This is a genomic window from Flavobacterium johnsoniae UW101, from assembly GCF_000016645.1.
In the GTDB taxonomy this organism is placed as follows: domain Bacteria; phylum Bacteroidota; class Bacteroidia; order Flavobacteriales; family Flavobacteriaceae; genus Flavobacterium; species Flavobacterium johnsoniae.
In genome coordinates, this window is sequence record NC_009441.1 from 4,208,638 (window position 1) to 4,224,784 (window position 16,147).

Consider the following 16,147-nt stretch of genomic DNA (forward strand, 5'->3'; position numbering starts at 1 on the left):
CTTTTTTAAGGTTCTAAGATGCTAAGTTTCTAATTTTTTAAGACTCAGCACTTTTTATTTTATATTTTTAATGTAACGAATTCAAATTGAAATAAAAGCAATTTTAAGGCAAAGTATAATTCATAATTTACCATTAACAATTCACAATTATTTACATTCCCTGTGCCTGAATTGCTGTAATTACGACTGTATTAATAATATCATCAACCGTACAGCCGCGGCTTAAATCGTTTACAGGTTTATTCAAGCCTTGTAACATTGGTCCAATTGCTAAAGCTCCGGTTTCTCTTTGAACAGCTTTGTAGGTATTGTTTCCGGTATTTAAATCAGGGAAAATCAATACGCTTGCTTGTCCTGCCACTTCTGAATCCGGCATTTTACTTTTTCCAACACTTAAATCAACTGCTGCATCGTACTGAATTGGACCTTCAATTTTTAAATCTGGTCTTTTTTCTTTTACAATTGCTGTAGCAGTTCTTACTTTGTCTACCTCATCTCCTTTTCCTGATGATCCCGAAGAATATGAAAGCATAGCTATTTTTGGTTCAATTCCGAATGCCAAACTTGATTCTGCAGAAGAAATAGCGATTTCTGCCAATTGTTCTGCAGTTGGGTTTGGATTGATGGCACAATCTCCAAAAACAGAAACACGGTCTTCTAAACACATAAAAAATACAGAAGAAACTACGGATGAATTTGGTTTGGTTTTAATGAATTGCAATGCCGGTAAAATGGTATGCTGCGTTGTATGTGCTGCACCCGAAACCATTCCGTCTGCATGGCCTTTGTACACCATCATGGTTCCAAAATACGAAACGTCTTCCATTAAATCCCTTGCCATTGTAATACTTACGTTTTTAGCTTTTCTAAGTTCGTAATAAGTATTAGCATAATCTTCATACATTTCAGATTCTATTGGGTTGATGATGTTTACTTTTGAAAAATCTAAAGTGATGCCTAGTTCTACCACTTTGTTTTCAATTTGTTTTTTATCTCCAATAATCGAAATATCGACCACATCCATATCTAATAATCTTGATGCTGCAGTAATAATCCTGTCATCATTTCCTTCTGGCAGAACAATATGTTTTCTGTGCTGTTTAGCCCTTTTAACCATGTTGTATTGAAACATTTTCGGCGTCATGCCTTCTGCCTGGAAAGTGATTAATCTTTCAGATAAAGCGTCGTTATTAACGTATTTCTCAAAAGTAGTTATTGAGGTTTCAATTTTATGCGTGTTGTTGGCATAAATCTCAGATTTAATCGATCCTATTTTATTTGTAATATGATAAGTACCGCCATCAACAGCAATAATAGGAACAATTGCAGAAAGTCCTTCAATGAGTTTTAAAATGCTTTCCTCAGGAACAATATTGCCGGTTAAGATAATTCCCGAAATAGTGGGATAATTAGCCGATTCATTGGCTTGTAAAGCTCCTAAAATAATATCAGAACGGTCTCCCGGAGTAATCACGAGAGCATTATCGTGTAAATGAACCAGATAATTATGAAGCTGCATCGCTCCAACGCTGTAATGTCCAATTTCATTATTCAGATAGTTTTCTCCAAACAAAACTTTGGCGTTCAATTCGTTTACAATTTCCTGCATGGTTGGGTTATTCAAACTCGAAATAAGCGGAATTGTATTGATTAAAACATTTGAAGGTAAAGTCTTCTGCAGACTTTTTGTAACCAATTCAATATTTTCCGGCTGTACTTTATTTGCAAAAACTGACAGGACTTCTACTTCTTTTACTTTGAAAGAATCATAAACTAAGTACAAACTGTCTAAAAGTTCTTCTAAAGTTTTACCAACTCCTGAACCTACAATTATGGTTGGAATTCCCAGATTCTTAGCAATTAAAACATTTAAATCCAATTCGATCGAAGTTCCTTCGCCTGTAAAACTCGTTCCTTCAACCAAAACAAAATCAAAGCGTTCTTCTAGCTTTTTGTATTTTTCAATAATAAGATCCAGAACCTCGCCTATTTTTCCTTTGTTTTTCTTTTTGATCAATTTGCTTTTTGTAATTGCATAGGCATCTTCAAAATCAATATCAAGGTTAAAATAAGACAAAACGGTTTCGATATGATTATCAACCTCACCATCAACAAAATCTTCGATTATAGGCCTAAAATAACCCACTTTAGCCGTTTTACCAATCAAGATACTCATTAAGCCGAGCGTGATAATTGATTTACCACTGTTGTAATCACTAGTGGCTATATATATTGCTTTACTCATAATTATTTATATTTATTCTAAATAACAAATTTACACAAATCAAATCGTTCAACAGTTGCAACAAACGTTAAAACCAACGTCGTTTTTTGAAATAAACGATTAGGGCTATTACCAATAAAAACATGATTCCCATAACCACAAAATAGCCGTTTTGGGTTTTAAGTTCGGGCATGTTTTCAAAGTTCATTCCGTACACTCCAACAATAAAGGTCAGCGGAATAAATATGGCTGAAATTATAGTCAGTGTTTTCATAATTTCATTCATTTTTCGGCTTTGTTCCGAAAAATAAAAATTAGAAGCACTTTCCAATGCGCTCATATCCGATTCTATCTGTTCTAAAAGTTCTAAACTCTTTTGATGCAGCCTGACAAAGAAATTAAATGTCTCTCTTTGAATTAAGCCGTTGTTTTCATCATCGTCTTTAATCGTTTTGAGATAATACAATGAATCTCTAAGTGGAATTATAGAACGCTTTAAGAAGTTTAAATTATCACGGTGATTTTCAATTTTTTCTAAAATAACAGGCTTTGCATCTTTTTTAGTCAAATTGATTAATTCTTCTATTTTATCTTCTTCATCTTCGAGTGTAATATAGAAGTTTTCCATAACGGCATCTAAAAGTAAATACAAGAGATAATCTACTTTTTTTGTCCTTACAATTCCTGCATGTGTACGAAGTCGTTCGCGTATATGGGTAAAGAAATCGCTTCGTTTTTCCTGAAACGAAATTAGTATTCCTTCTTTCAGAATAAAACTAATCTGTTCAACGCTTATATTATCTGAATATTCAGAAGGCAGGAGCGATTTTATATTAAAAAATAAAACGTTTTGCTGTTCTTCTAACTTGGTTCTTTTGGTTGTGTTTAAAATATCGGCTAAAAGAAAATCATCAAACTTAAAATGCGTGCCAATTGTTTTAAGTAAGTTAATATCATTTAAACCATGAACATTTAACCAATTATTTTTAGTGTAGTCAAAACAAGAATTCAAAGCTAAAACCGTAAACTTATCATACTCAACAACATCTGCATCATCATATACGAAAAGCTGCATTTCGGTTTCATGCTCTTTATGCGAACCTGTATACTCTAATGTAATATGCTGCAGCTTGCGTCCCTTTTTGTATTTGATCTTTCTCATTCAAAAAAATTTACAATAGTAATATTACGAAAAAGAATCTGAATGAGAAATGACAATTGTCAGTTTGCTCAGAAAGATTTAAAAAGATAGAATGACTTAAAAAAGTAATCTTTTTACAACTTTTATATTAAGTTAAACAAAAAAACCGAGTCATTTCTGACTCGGTTTTCTATCTTAATACTTTGTACTAATTAATACTAGTAATTATTTTACTTCTTCAAAAATAACAACGTAGATATAACAGGACTTAACGAGGTCATGGTACAAATATGATACAAAATAAATCTATTTTCTAGTTAAGTAAAAGTAGATTGGACAGAAAAAAACTTAACAAATAAATGAAAAATTTATCTGCTCATTTTACTTCTAAGGTCCACAATTAAAACTTATTGCTAGAATATTTAGGCCTTAAGCGAAATATACAAAAAGACAATTTCAATAAACGCCTCCAATTTATTAGACATACGGTAAGCTGTCATATTATACCAAAATTAAAATCTCACTTCGATCTTTTATCTTCCTTTTCTTTTTCAGTGCTTCTACTATATAATCTGATAATAGAGTTCGTTCAATTTTGTCATTTTCTGATAGATAATCTACGAATGAGCTCTCAAAAAATTCATCATCCTCGCCATAATCTAGATCATCATATTCATTTTCAAATATTACTGCTTCCCATGGTGTTTCCAAAATGATATCACGAAAATTATCAGGAACTCCCCAAATTAGAGATTCATCTTCTAAATCAATCTCGAACTTTCGATTGTTTTTTGAATCATATCGAACAGCAATACCACTGTTTTTTCTTAAAATCTTCTTCCACAAATTATATGATCCTGGAAGCGTGTTGATGCAATCAGAAACCAAATAACCCTTATGGAGATTAAAACACAAGTTATATAGTGTTTCGCCATGCCCTTTTTGAGCAATTACCGAAAATGATTTAGAAATTTGATAATATTTGTTTCCATGTAATTCGATCTCGATTAATCGCATGATTGCTAGATCTATTCCATTTATATCAGTTAATAAATACAGATGCACTCCATTACCCTCAAAATGATATAACTGATAATCATTTTCGCCAATAGCAATTTTCTCGAAATCATAATATCTCCTAATATCAGGGTGATAATATTCTGAAGCATCTATGTATGAAACTAAATTTGGCATTGATGAACATTAAAATAACAGCTAATTTGAATTTGCTACTGATTAAATCCGACATATCAAACCTTAATTGGGTTGACATTTATTTGAAAAGACAGAGTTTGTTTATTTTCAAATATAAATAATAAATTTATACGTTTCTAAATGGTTTAGATAGTTTTTCTTTGAATTAATACATACCTTTTAACTGTAATTATAATTTATTCATGTAATGTTAAATATTTTTTTCAGTAACCATTATTAGATCTCATATGATTAATTTTGCTATAAATCAATTATATCTTAATTAAAAGGGAAGGTCATCGGGTTCAATTTCTCTTACCGGAATCTTCACAAGCCATTCTTCAGCAGATATTTTTTCAGTTTCAAAATCGTAATCATAATCTTCATCTTCATAATAGTCCATTTGCTGATAATCATCAGCAAAATCTTGCTCTGTTTCAAACTCTCTACCACTGGAGAGCTGATTTAGATAATTTTGTTCTGCCACTACATTCCAATCTTGTTTATATAAAAAGTCAAAACCAACAACTATTTGCTCGCTTACAAAATCTCTAAAAAATTTAGTATATTCCTCCAACTGTTCTAATATATCTACATGCCCATCATGATAAACATTTTTATAAAGCAATTGATACTTTGCCTCCACTTCCTGCTCTAAAAGTCTAATACATAGTAAAATTACTTCGGCAACCAAAACTTTATATCTACCATAGCAATTTGCATTTCGGTCAAAATTCTGGATAAAATTCAACTCAAAATGATTTTTAAATAAATGAATCAACTGGTAAATTTCTTCCAGTGTCCCACAGCTTAAAATAAGATTTAAAAAAAACTGAAAATCGAGTTTTGCTACCGTATATATTAATATTTTATTTTTAATACACTCCTTTAAAAATGGGAACGAATTAGCACTAATAAACGGATCCTGCACAATTTCTTCCCAATTTTTAATCTTTTTTAAAATTCTACTGATCTGTAGATAATTTTTTTTATCTAGAGAAATTAAAAAAATAGCACTTTTGAATAAATCTATGTCAGTAACAGCGTTTTCAGAAAAGGAAATATTAAAATGATCAAGTAAATTACTTTCTATTAAATTATCATTGAACGGCTTAAAAAAAACGAACCATTGCGCTATATCTATTGATGATAACAAGATACGTTCATACTCAGACTTATTGTTTTCAATAAAAAATTTAAGAAAGTCTTCTAATGAAGGATTAATAAAGGAAAAATCTGAAATTTCGCCAAGATTAAAGCTGACAATAAAACCATCATTTAGTTTTCGAACACTATTATTAAATGGATCGATTGGCTTGAAATAATTATTTGTCTTCACTTCGTAATTTAATCTGGATGAAAAAGCAAGTTGTAATAACTCTTTTGATGCATTGGAACCTAGAGAGTAAAGCGTGTTTAATAAAAACCTTTCCATATCGGTGATTTGATTCATATAGGCATGCTCCCATATTTTTTTGGGATTTGACAAATTATCGATCACAAATGTTTTGAAATTGGAACCACTAAATTCACCAACAAGGCGGTTATCAGTATAAAACTCCAGATGCCGTGGAGAAAAATTTCGGTGTTGGCAAATAAAAAATGACAAGTTTCGCAGCACTTCAATTTGTTCAAAATTCAACTCTGACTCCGCAATATGATTGTCAAGCATACGGCGTTTTGCTCCGTAGGAATAAGAAAGCAGTTCTATCTTACTTTCACTCCGCAAGGGATTGAAATTTCTAAATCGCTCAGATTCATCCAAAAAGGTATTTAGTATAAATTTTCGTGTATTTAAAATTAAATACTTGTTTTCGGACGTTTCAAACCTCGATAATATTTTCAGCAATGATGTTTCTGCAGATTTTGATTTTAGTATTTCAGCCTGGGTATGTCCCAGAAAATCATCAAAGTAAAAAATCTGCTTGCTGTCATCGTCCCTTAAGATTCCTTCTATCTCTTTGATATCATCATAAATAACCGTCAGCTGATAATCCAAGGAAAGATGTTTGTAAATAATAATCTCAGAAAGCGTTGTTTTTCCGACTCCAGGCTCACCGGTTATAATCAGAAATTTATTTCGTTGGAGCATCTGTATTGCCTGTCTTAACTCCTTTGTACTTACAAAGAGCCTCAGCTTTTTTTTCATTCCATTTTCGGAAAATTCGTTGTTCCTTCCTGCATACTTGTACTCAGTTAATTTTTGAATTGCAAGTGAACTTGAAAACCATAACTTAAAATGTCTTTCCTCAATCTGTTTGTTTATTCTGAGAATATCATTCAGATCATCCACCCCAAAAATATCATCCAGACTTGCTATAAACGGAGTAAAAATATCCTTAATTTCCTTTTTGTTATGCATGCTCAAGGCGAGCGATGTAACAACAATATACTTTTTGGGTTTCAGTTTTTGGACTTTTTCCAATTCTGCTTTCAGTTCTCTTCTCAATGATGAAAATGAACTTTTATGAAAATGCTTGACTTGCACCACCACTTCAATATCATTATTTGGAGTTGAACGCAAAAGATCCACTCCAGCGTCTTTTCCTTCTTTAAAGCTTCTAAACATCGAGCCTGTTGGTGATTTAATACTCACATTGAGCAGATCGCAAACCAGCTTTTCAAAATCAATCGGGTTTAAAGTAGAGAAATCGTAATTCGACATTATAATATTTTTTAACAGTGCATTTTTATATAATCTCAGGGCTGAAAATCTTTATTATAAAGTCCCCTTAAATCTGTATCGCAGTCATAACATTCATGGATAAAAATCAACACCTGTCTTTATAACAAATTAAATTGGAAAGTCTTTCAAAGATATTTATTTTAATTAATCATTATGAAATTATCCTGCTTAAATATACCGAAACAATTCTTCATTCACTTCATCAATGCAATTTGTTAAATCCAGATATTTAAGAAAATTTTTAACTACGCCATCAAAGCCTGCGTATTTCAGGATTAGGCAACAAGTAAGAAAATGTGCGCTAAGACTAATTTTGGTAAGCTCTTTCATTCTTATTTCTTCATTTTTGTCATCGTAAGGCATATTGCCGTGCAGAAAACGGTTTCTCATGCTTATGCATTTCAAGTCATTTTTGCTTAATTTAAATCCTACCAATTCAAAAGCCAGCTTGAAGCTTTCGTTGTTTCCGACTTGATTTAGGCTGTCTAATTTATTTATGATGGACTTTTTGCTGTTGAAATTGCTATCCTCAAGAGAATCAATTTTAAGCTTAAACTCGCTTAATATCTGGTCTGCAAATTTTGAATCCTTGAAAGGGGCAATTTTTTCGCTATTTTCCTTTATGACAATTCCTTTTACCGTTTCTAATGCCACAAAAATAGATGCCGCTTCAATTTCTACCGAAAGATTTCTTGACTGGCAAATAATTCTTACTGCACGAAGTAAAATGTCATCATTACGACATAACTGCACTAAATTCGAAAATATTTTTTTTGGAAAGAAAAACAGTCTATCGGTTCCACAATAAGCCTTAAATTCCCTATAATTATAAAGTTCTTTATTTGTGATAACGCTTTCATTGTTTTTTTTAAATGAAAAACCTTCAACTTTACCGAAATCAGGATTCTGAAATTTCAAAATATATTGGGCGTCCTTGACCAAACATCCGCTTATCAATGCAAAAGAATATAAAGTACTTTCAAGCAATTTTTCAAATTCATACCTGCTTACTTCATTGTGGCATTCAAGAATTAAAAAATTCTCATTGTCTATCCGATAATCAAAAAAGCCCAAACTGTAATTACCTACACTTATTTCCAAGTATCCTGCAGCTCTTATATTCTGTTTTATTTTGAACGATTTTGTCCAAAAATAATTACTGGGAATTTTTGTGAAGCCGTCAATTGAGAGTAATGCCCGGTAGTAACCTTTGCTGTCTGAGAGATTAGATTCAATTTCTTTTATCTTCCCACTCATTTTAAATTCTGAAAGCTTAAATCTTGCAGACTTTGCTCCTTTAGGTAATTGGAATCTTGTATCGCCAATTAAAATTTCAAAAGCGTCAAGCATACCAAAACCGATATATTCAATTTTCTGATCTATTTTTTTTAGAGAAGAGGTTTTGTACTCAAGCCCCTTTTCTGTATTACAAAACTCAATATCAAGACTATTGATAGTCTCATATTTTGAAAATATTTTTCCATTCTTATTATTTTTGAATTCAGCAAGAAAATCCATTATGGCAGTTAAATTAACTTCAATCGGCTCTTCTTTTATATTTACATATTTTTCCATAAACTGATGATGATAGAGTACAATACTTAAAAAAATTACCTTATTAATTAATCATTTATATTCACTCGCTTAACTATTGAATTGATTTTAGGATGCTGTAAAATATAAATAAAATTTCGAAATTCCTCTTATCATGGATGCAAGATATGCGCATCAGAATGACCTTATGCATAATCTGAAATAGAACTCCGCGAGAATGTCAGCAAAACAAATAGCACCTCTTATCCTCAGGAGCGTGAGATCAATATGTCGCGGTATAAGATGAATATTTAAATTTTTGGGGAAGATCAAAATATTAGTTTAATCTTTCTCTTCCAATTTATCAAGTTCATTTTGGTATTCAGTTAGCAGTATAGAATTTAACTCATTGAACTTTGAAAGTTCTGAAATCCGTTTTTTTAATCTCTCAATATCATATCTTTTTGAAAGCTCATCTTTATCTTCTTCATAATCAAAAAGAGGGATCTCATCAAGCAAAGTATCTATTATATCTACATCTGCACTATCAGGGAGCTTTGTGGCCGCTTCTATCCATGCTTTTGTTTTTTCATCTTTTGCCTTACTAGCCGCTCTACTTAAGGCATACTCAATCCATATTCTGGCGATCTTATCCACAGCTTCGACAATTCCCATCCACTTCTCGACTTCGGCTTTATCATCCAAATCAGCTGCTGATGGCTCTTTTTTTTCCCTATTATTGTGAGGCAGGTAAAAATAGGGCTGTTCTTTCTCGGGATTTAATTTAGACAATGCTTCAAAAATAGGCTCAAAATTCTCCAGCGGCCTTTTTCCCGAAGGAATGGATTGACGGTGCTGCCACAACTTTAAAATAGTGTCAAAACACTGTTTTTCCGCTTCCTTTTTTATATTTCCCTCAGAACATTCTACGATAGTCATTTTTTCAGCAATATAATGGGCCATCCATCTAGAAAAAGTATCCACTCCCGGTTCCAGTTTAAGCTCTTGGACAAATAGTCTACCCAGGTTTATGATTTGTAGTTGTTGTTCTAAGTTCTCCATCTGATGACAATATAAATAGTTTATTTATTGGTTTTAAATATTCGTACTTTTCTTCCCTGCTGCGGTATCTGTAGCTAATATCCCTTTTAATGCTGACCTCCAGTATCAGATCACAATTAAAAACCGTACACAGCTCTTTTAAAAACTTTAATGAGGCTTTTACCCTGCTGCCCGACTGGTCTGGTGTTTGATCCCTTTCCATACTGTAAGTACTCCATATTTCGCATTCGACATCAGGATTAGACGAAAGCGGCAGAAACCATGATTTTCCATCATTTTCTAAAGACAAATTCAGTTTCGCAGCGACATCCGAACCAATCCTATAGGGAGGATAATCAACATTTTCCGCATAAGGATCATATTCATCCAATCTTTTGGATCCATAATCTTTCTTAATCCATCCTTTAAGCTCAAAGGGATTGGATCTTATTTCCATTCTTTCCTCTTCATAATCGGGAAGTTTGAAATCGTTTGGGTCGCTGCAAGTCTGCAGTGCCCTCATTAAGGCATCAGATGCATTTCTGGAGACCAATGCCGAAGCGATTGAAACTGTCTCGATTCTCTCAGAATGTTTTTCTTCCCATCCGCCCCGCACGTTCAGCCATACATCCCCATTTGCACCTTCAGTTTTCAGTGTTCTATAAAAGCTTTCTTCCGATATATCCTCTCTCCAGTTATCGTTCTTAGTTTCAGAAATCCATCCAGGCCTTTCCAAGGGTACCGCGCCGCGATAATCAGACAGCCATTTCCCATCAATGCAAGTGAGCAGATGTCTTGAAATCCATTCATCCCAGACATCCTCATACCAGTCATTTTTTTCAACAATCGGCATTTTTTCCAGAAGTTTGGCCGCTGCCGCCATCATGGAATGATAGGAAAGATAAAAATCAAGATTATCTGTTTTTGGATAACCGCTGTGATCATGCCAAGTTTCTCTATCATCAGAATGTCTGTTCCAAAGATCTGCACGGGGATCATTATTCCAACCGGTTTGCTTTTCGAGTCCCCATTGTCTAATAATTACATCAGCAGCTATATCTTCTACCTGTTTGCCCGATATTCCGAAAACATCACCAAGGGGATCAAACCAGTATCTGTCAAAATCATAACTAAAATCAAAGTCGTAATCCGTAGCAATTTCATCCTTAACATGCCAATAGCTCTCAACTGTATCATTATAGTTCATTTTCACTACAGGCATATTGCTTTTACCTGTCATTTTTATTTTTTCCAAAGTCTGGATATCATAAATGTCATGAGAAAAAGAAGATAGGTTTATTGCCGCATCTGCCGCAAATTTTTGGATAAGCGCATGAGGATCTCCAAGGGCATATCGAACAAATACGTCCTTGAAAGGAAACAGCAGACCCGCTCTTTCAACAGAGATCCGCGCAGATGCAATCAACATATACAGTCTTGCGTGAAGATTATAGAAAGGAAATTCAGCACAGCCAAAAGCATCTGTCTTGTCATGCTGCATCCATTTGAAGAGCTCTTCAATAATCTCAATGCAGTCAAATTCTGCCAGCAATCTTACACAGTGCGCAGCACTCCAGCGTTCGGAAGATCTTGGAGAACCTAGCGCCGACCAGATGAAACCAGCAAGCTGATTATTAATATCTTCTGGAACAGACAGCCATTCACTCCACTGCCCGTCGCCAAAATCCTCTTCAATATGAAGCTCAAACCTGGACAGTGCAAAATCCAGCAATTCAGCTGCTTCCTCAGGTTTAATCAGGGGCGCAGTCATATCTACAAATCCAAAAAATGTTTGAGCATCAGAAAACTCGTACGTACCTGCAAGTCCCTCAAATATTCCCTCCTTGAGCTTATCGATTTCGGAGTTGTCGAAACTAAATTCTCCTATGAAATATTTGATCGAATACGGGGAGGTCAGTTCCTGCGCATATTTTTTTCCTAATTCCCTGATTAGGAGCGGCCACTTTTTCTTATAACTTATCTTATTTTTCCAGACGTCGGGAAGCGATTGAAAAAAACTTTTGATCTGATAGTGGCTCAATTCAGAAGACAGCAGCATTTCAATAAACTTCCAAAGCGACTTTTCACTCAGCCTCAGCACAATTTGTTCCCAGAACGATTCAACATTTCTGTAAAAGCGTTTATCTGATATGGAATAAAATGATTCTAGGCACTTTTGAAAATCTTCCGCTTCAAAAATATCCCGGACTTCAAATACATCGTTCCAGGGAAAATCATTTAAGTTCTGTCCGGCTTCATTAATAGGTTTCTTTTCTATCTCAGCCAAAGGTTCTTTTTTATTCTTTTTGTGGTATGCCGAGATTTTTTCTACAGTATCATTTTTAATATTCCCATCATATCCGATCGCTTTTATCCTCTCCCAGAATTCTGGACTTGTGCCGACTGACTCCAGCAGTCTGACCGAGTCGGCAAATATCTTGTCTTTTATTTCTGCATTTGGCTCTTTTCCAAGACACAGAGAAAGGAATTCGCCATGCTGATGAGAGGACAAGAATCTTGTAAGAGCCCAGCCCGCTGCAGCAGATATAGTATCAGACTTCACCAGTTCTGTCAACAATGCCTCAAGCTGAAATTCAAATCTTCCTATATGCCTGTCTCTCCATCTGCTTAATGCGGCAATAGCCGTTCCGCTGGACATTCTGGCACATACCGCAATTGCATCACTCCTGTCCCAGTGTTTTTCACGGTCGACATATTCTCCAACCACTTCTGCACAGCGTATAAATCGATAAGCAGCCAAGTCTGGACTTCCCTTTTCACTACATGACCGTTCTGCAAGTGAAACAACAGCTTCCCATCTCCTGACTATTTCATCTCCGAATTTAGAAACTATGTCTACAGCCTCTTCAAAATAAACAGCCGCGTCATCCGGTGCTTTATTGAGTACTGCTCGTGCAAGGCTGATGTATCTTTCGGCAGCAGTTTCTGGCTGTCCTTCGGTAATGCTTTTTATCCTTTTATATGCACGCTGCTCGACTTCCTGTTTCAGAAAGTCCAGATGTTCTAGCCTGAAAGCCGCCCTCACATTTTGCAGCTCGTCAGGAATCCATAAAGATTTATTATTCTTTAAATAAGACTCATAAAACCACTGAACTTCTTCTTTTTTTCCATTGCTGTAAAGCTTGAGAATCGAAGACCGTTGAGAGGAAATTTCATTTGGAATGCTATCGTATGATCTGTGCCTGCCTGCTGTTGCCTTTTTTGAATTTTCATCTGCCTTTCGTACCTGAGCCTCGAAATCAAAATCCTGTCCGCTTAATATCAATGTCCGCAGCTGATACCATGGGAACAAACCGCCTATTACTTCCCTCAACTTCTTGATTTCATCGTCCCGTTCATATTGATTCTTTTTCTTTTTTTCTGCAAGGTCATCCGGCAGAATGCTGTCGATGTCCAGATCCGATTTCTCCTGAAGCATCATTCTGAGTGCCAGTGCCTTCAAATAGACATTTCGCTCATGCCATTGATGTCCGTCATAAACCATCCTAGTGGCTTTTTCAGGAGTATAATGTTGCAGTACTTTTAATAGCTTTGATTTTGGCAGATTTCTATGCAAACATGCCTCCAAAAATGAAAGTATAGCATCGTTTAAATTTTCATTTTGATAATAGTTCTCGGGAATTTTGATTCTAGTCCTTGCCTTTACTAGTAATTCCAGGCAGTTCTCAAGCTGTTCTTTCTCAGGAAAATGGCCAGTGTTTACTAATTCGTCGGTAATAGCCACAGTATAGTAGGGCTCATCGATGCAGGCTTGCAACAACTTTTCTACAACTGTAAGGTTTCCCGCATCTATAAACCTTTTCGCCAGATTCCCAACTACCTTGAAGACAAGAATTTTTGAAGTGAAACGGTTTAAAAATTCTATACACTCCTTTACTCCGTATATATTAAAATAGGCAGATGCCATTTCAAGAACATTCTCGTCGGTTACCTCGTTTTGGGGATGATCATCCTTGCTTTTTTTTAACTCTTCAAAGTAGATCACCATCCAGTTTACACCAGCTCTTAAATATCCTCTTGCTTCTCCCTTATATTCATTGATTCCTGATAGCAGGGACGCTGTATAGATATTCTCTGAACCGTTCCACCCTCCGCACAGCAGCCGCTTAAAGGCAATATCCTGAACTTTCTGTTTGTCCTGCAAGGCGGTTAAAAGATCAATATTGCCATGAAAAAGACTGATCTGCCTTTGGTTACCGGCCATTTCTTCTCCCGCGCGTACCGCTATTTTTATGGCATCTTTATATTTTGCTTCCCGCACTGCAGCCCTAAAAGCAAACTGAAGACGGTAAATTCTCACGCTTCTAGCATCAATAGGATTATCCAGCGGCAGATAGCTGTCCGAGAGAGCAGTTTGAATTAATTTTTCATATTGACCTGCCTGAAGATAAAGGTGCGGCAGCACTTCTGACACATAGGTATGGTCGCCTGCCAAAGGCTCCAAAAGCTTGATGTAAGTTTCAAAATTTTTCTTTTCTGCTAAAAAAGTCTTCCTGAACCACGTCTCAGAAGGCTCATCCCTGAACTGCACCGAATCATCAGAGAGCCATAAAGACCTGCCTATATCAGCTGTAAAGCTTTTAATTGTCTCAATTGAAACTCCTGCAGCTTCTGCCAAAATTTTTACAGGGATATGAGGCGGCAGGCTTGCCAGACCCAAACACACTGCATCTATCTGCTCCTGAAAAGAAGCTGATAGTGAATCTTTCAGTGTGGACACAGCGGAATGTAACTGCTGTTCAATCTGCTGCTCAACAGTAGTTCCCAAAGGTCCCAGCCTGCCTAAAAGTTCCAATACACTTGTTGCCTTGACACTCAATGCATTTGCCTGCACGCGGGGGTTCCCGCTTGTCAGTCTATGAAATTCTTCTCCGTCTTTCTCGTCGGCGTCCTCAAACCATCTTCTTAAATTCAGCAGGGTCTCACCTTTTGAAAACGGTTTTAATTCAAGTGTTTTAATTTTTGAATTAGGCTTCAACAGCGCAATACGTTCGGTCCTGCACAATAAAACAAGTCTGCATCCCTCAGGCATAGTTTCGCGCAGAAGCTCGCTCGCAAAACATGGTGTGCTGTATTCCTGTGCTGCCATTTCTGCATTATCTGCAGCGTCAATCAAAATAAATAATAAAGCGGAATCATCCCTGTGTCTTAGATTTTTTACGGACGCCTCCAGGCGCCATAAAAATTTTCGCATGATATCGCTGTCTTGCGAAGTATCCTGAACGATCAAAGGATCGCAAAGCCCCTTAACGGCAAGTTCATTGGCAATCTGCACAAGGGCGTCGCGGTGCCTGTGCCGCGGTTCGCTGCGATTTCTGTATTGTCCTGCTCCAAAACAGTCGTAAGCCAAGGCGAATGAATTTGAAGGCAGTGAAGCTGACAGCTGCCGGCAGAACATAGACTTTCCTACACCTCCCGGCGCGTGAACAATAAATGAATAACTGGAAAGCGATATGGCTTCCATAAGCTCTCCATACTGCTCCCTGCCAATAACTTCTACCTTTTCTTCCCATATGGCAGGAGCCGGAAACAAATCTCTTTCCGAGAATATATTAAAACGTTTCAAAATATCTTCTCTGGTAATTACACGGTCAGACTTTGGCAGTATTTTTTCCTGCACCAGTGAAACGATATTTTCAATCTGCGCATTATCAACAGTCCCCGCTGTAAGTTGAGAAATCTCAAATCTCAGCTCGTCTTTCTGGCTGTCATAATCCCCCTCGCCGTCCTCAAAATCCAAAAGTCCGCAGAACTTTGATAATTCTGAAGAACTAAGTCTAGTATAAGCTGTAATGGTCTTCAAAAATCCTTTTGAAACAGTTTTGCCCTCTGCCAACAAAAGAACCTTGTCTTTAAAAAATTTAGTTACAGGCCTGTTGGTAACCAGAACAAATGAAACATCAATGGCATCATCCTCTTTGAGATGCTGGTTATATCTTTTTGCAAAGCCTTCGAGAGTATCTTTCAGGTCACTTAAAGTAAAAGGACTGTCTTTCTGTACCGTAGTATGCTTAAGCTGATAATACCTGATCTGTTTTTTATCATCCGTAAGCTCGTAATATTCAGAAACATCTATGACATACTCACCTTCTTTTTTATTTTCTTTGGAACCCTCAATCACAATGGAGCGAATAGAGGCATTGGGATAAAGGAGCCTTAAGCAGCGTCTTGCTGCCCATCTGTAGTGAAATACATCCCCTGCCCTTGAATATGCAACTAAATCATTTGACATTATTCTAATTTTTAATGTAAGAAATAACCATAAACTTTGACTAATATAAGACCTTCTTTTTAATCTAAAAAAAAA

General features: G+C 35.6%; 7 protein-coding genes. All 7 read right to left on the reverse strand.

What is annotated here, in order from left to right; all coding sequences use genetic code 11:
• Window positions 1-151: 151 nt before the first annotated feature.
• The 7 genes from pta to FJOH_RS18280 all read right to left on the reverse strand — a co-directional run bounded on the left by pta (window position 152) and on the right by FJOH_RS18280 (window position 16,072).
• On the reverse strand, window positions 152-2,245 hold the full coding sequence (pta, locus tag FJOH_RS18250) for a phosphate acetyltransferase (protein ID WP_012025510.1): 2,094 nt from the start codon (window positions 2,243-2,245) through the stop codon (window positions 152-154).
• Window positions 2,246-2,312: 67 nt separating this feature from the next.
• Window positions 2,313-3,386 (reverse strand): magnesium/cobalt transporter CorA, encoded by a 1,074-nt coding sequence (gene corA / locus FJOH_RS18255; protein ID WP_012025511.1) that lies wholly within the window; start codon window positions 3,384-3,386, stop codon window positions 2,313-2,315.
• 480 nt (window positions 3,387-3,866) lie between these two features.
• The gene (locus FJOH_RS18260) at window positions 3,867-4,559 is read right to left on the reverse strand and encodes a hypothetical protein (RefSeq protein WP_012025512.1); all 693 of its coding nucleotides are present in this window, start codon (window positions 4,557-4,559) and stop codon (window positions 3,867-3,869) included.
• A 283-nt stretch (window positions 4,560-4,842) separates the two neighbouring features.
• Entirely contained in the window at window positions 4,843-7,224 is a 2,382-nt protein-coding gene (locus tag FJOH_RS18265) for an nSTAND3 domain-containing NTPase (protein ID WP_012025513.1), read from the reverse strand.
• 189 nt (window positions 7,225-7,413) lie between these two features.
• Window positions 7,414-8,820 carry a hypothetical protein gene (locus FJOH_RS18270; RefSeq protein WP_012025514.1) on the reverse strand — a complete coding sequence of 469 codons (1,407 nt, stop codon included), beginning with the start codon at window positions 8,818-8,820 and terminating at the stop codon, window positions 7,414-7,416.
• A gap of 300 nt (window positions 8,821-9,120) precedes the next feature.
• Window positions 9,121-9,840 carry a hypothetical protein gene (locus tag FJOH_RS18275; RefSeq protein ID WP_012025515.1) on the reverse strand — a complete coding sequence of 240 codons (720 nt, stop codon included), beginning with the start codon at window positions 9,838-9,840 and terminating at the stop codon, window positions 9,121-9,123.
• Window positions 9,797-16,072: a P-loop NTPase family protein gene (locus tag FJOH_RS18280; protein WP_044047851.1), complete on the reverse strand. Its 6,276-nt coding sequence runs from the start codon at window positions 16,070-16,072 to the stop codon at window positions 9,797-9,799. The genes FJOH_RS18275 and FJOH_RS18280 overlap by 44 nt, the downstream gene beginning before the upstream one ends.
• Window positions 16,073-16,147: the final 75 nt, after the last annotated feature.

Coding starts and splice junctions, on each gene's coding strand:
- pta (WP_012025510.1), bottom strand. CDS start 2,245: ATGAGTAAAGCAATATATATAGCCACTAGTGATTACAACAGTGGTAAA.
- corA (WP_012025511.1), bottom strand. CDS start 3,386: ATGAGAAAGATCAAATACAAAAAGGGACGCAAGCTGCAGCATATTACA.
- FJOH_RS18260 (WP_012025512.1), bottom strand. CDS start 4,559: ATGCCAAATTTAGTTTCATACATAGATGCTTCAGAATATTATCACCCT.
- FJOH_RS18265 (WP_012025513.1), bottom strand. CDS start 7,224: ATGTCGAATTACGATTTCTCTACTTTAAACCCGATTGATTTTGAAAAG.
- FJOH_RS18270 (WP_012025514.1), bottom strand. CDS start 8,820: ATGGAAAAATATGTAAATATAAAAGAAGAGCCGATTGAAGTTAATTTA.
- FJOH_RS18275 (WP_012025515.1), bottom strand. CDS start 9,840: ATGGAGAACTTAGAACAACAACTACAAATCATAAACCTGGGTAGACTA.
- FJOH_RS18280 (WP_044047851.1), bottom strand. CDS start 16,072: ATGTCAAATGATTTAGTTGCATATTCAAGGGCAGGGGATGTATTTCAC.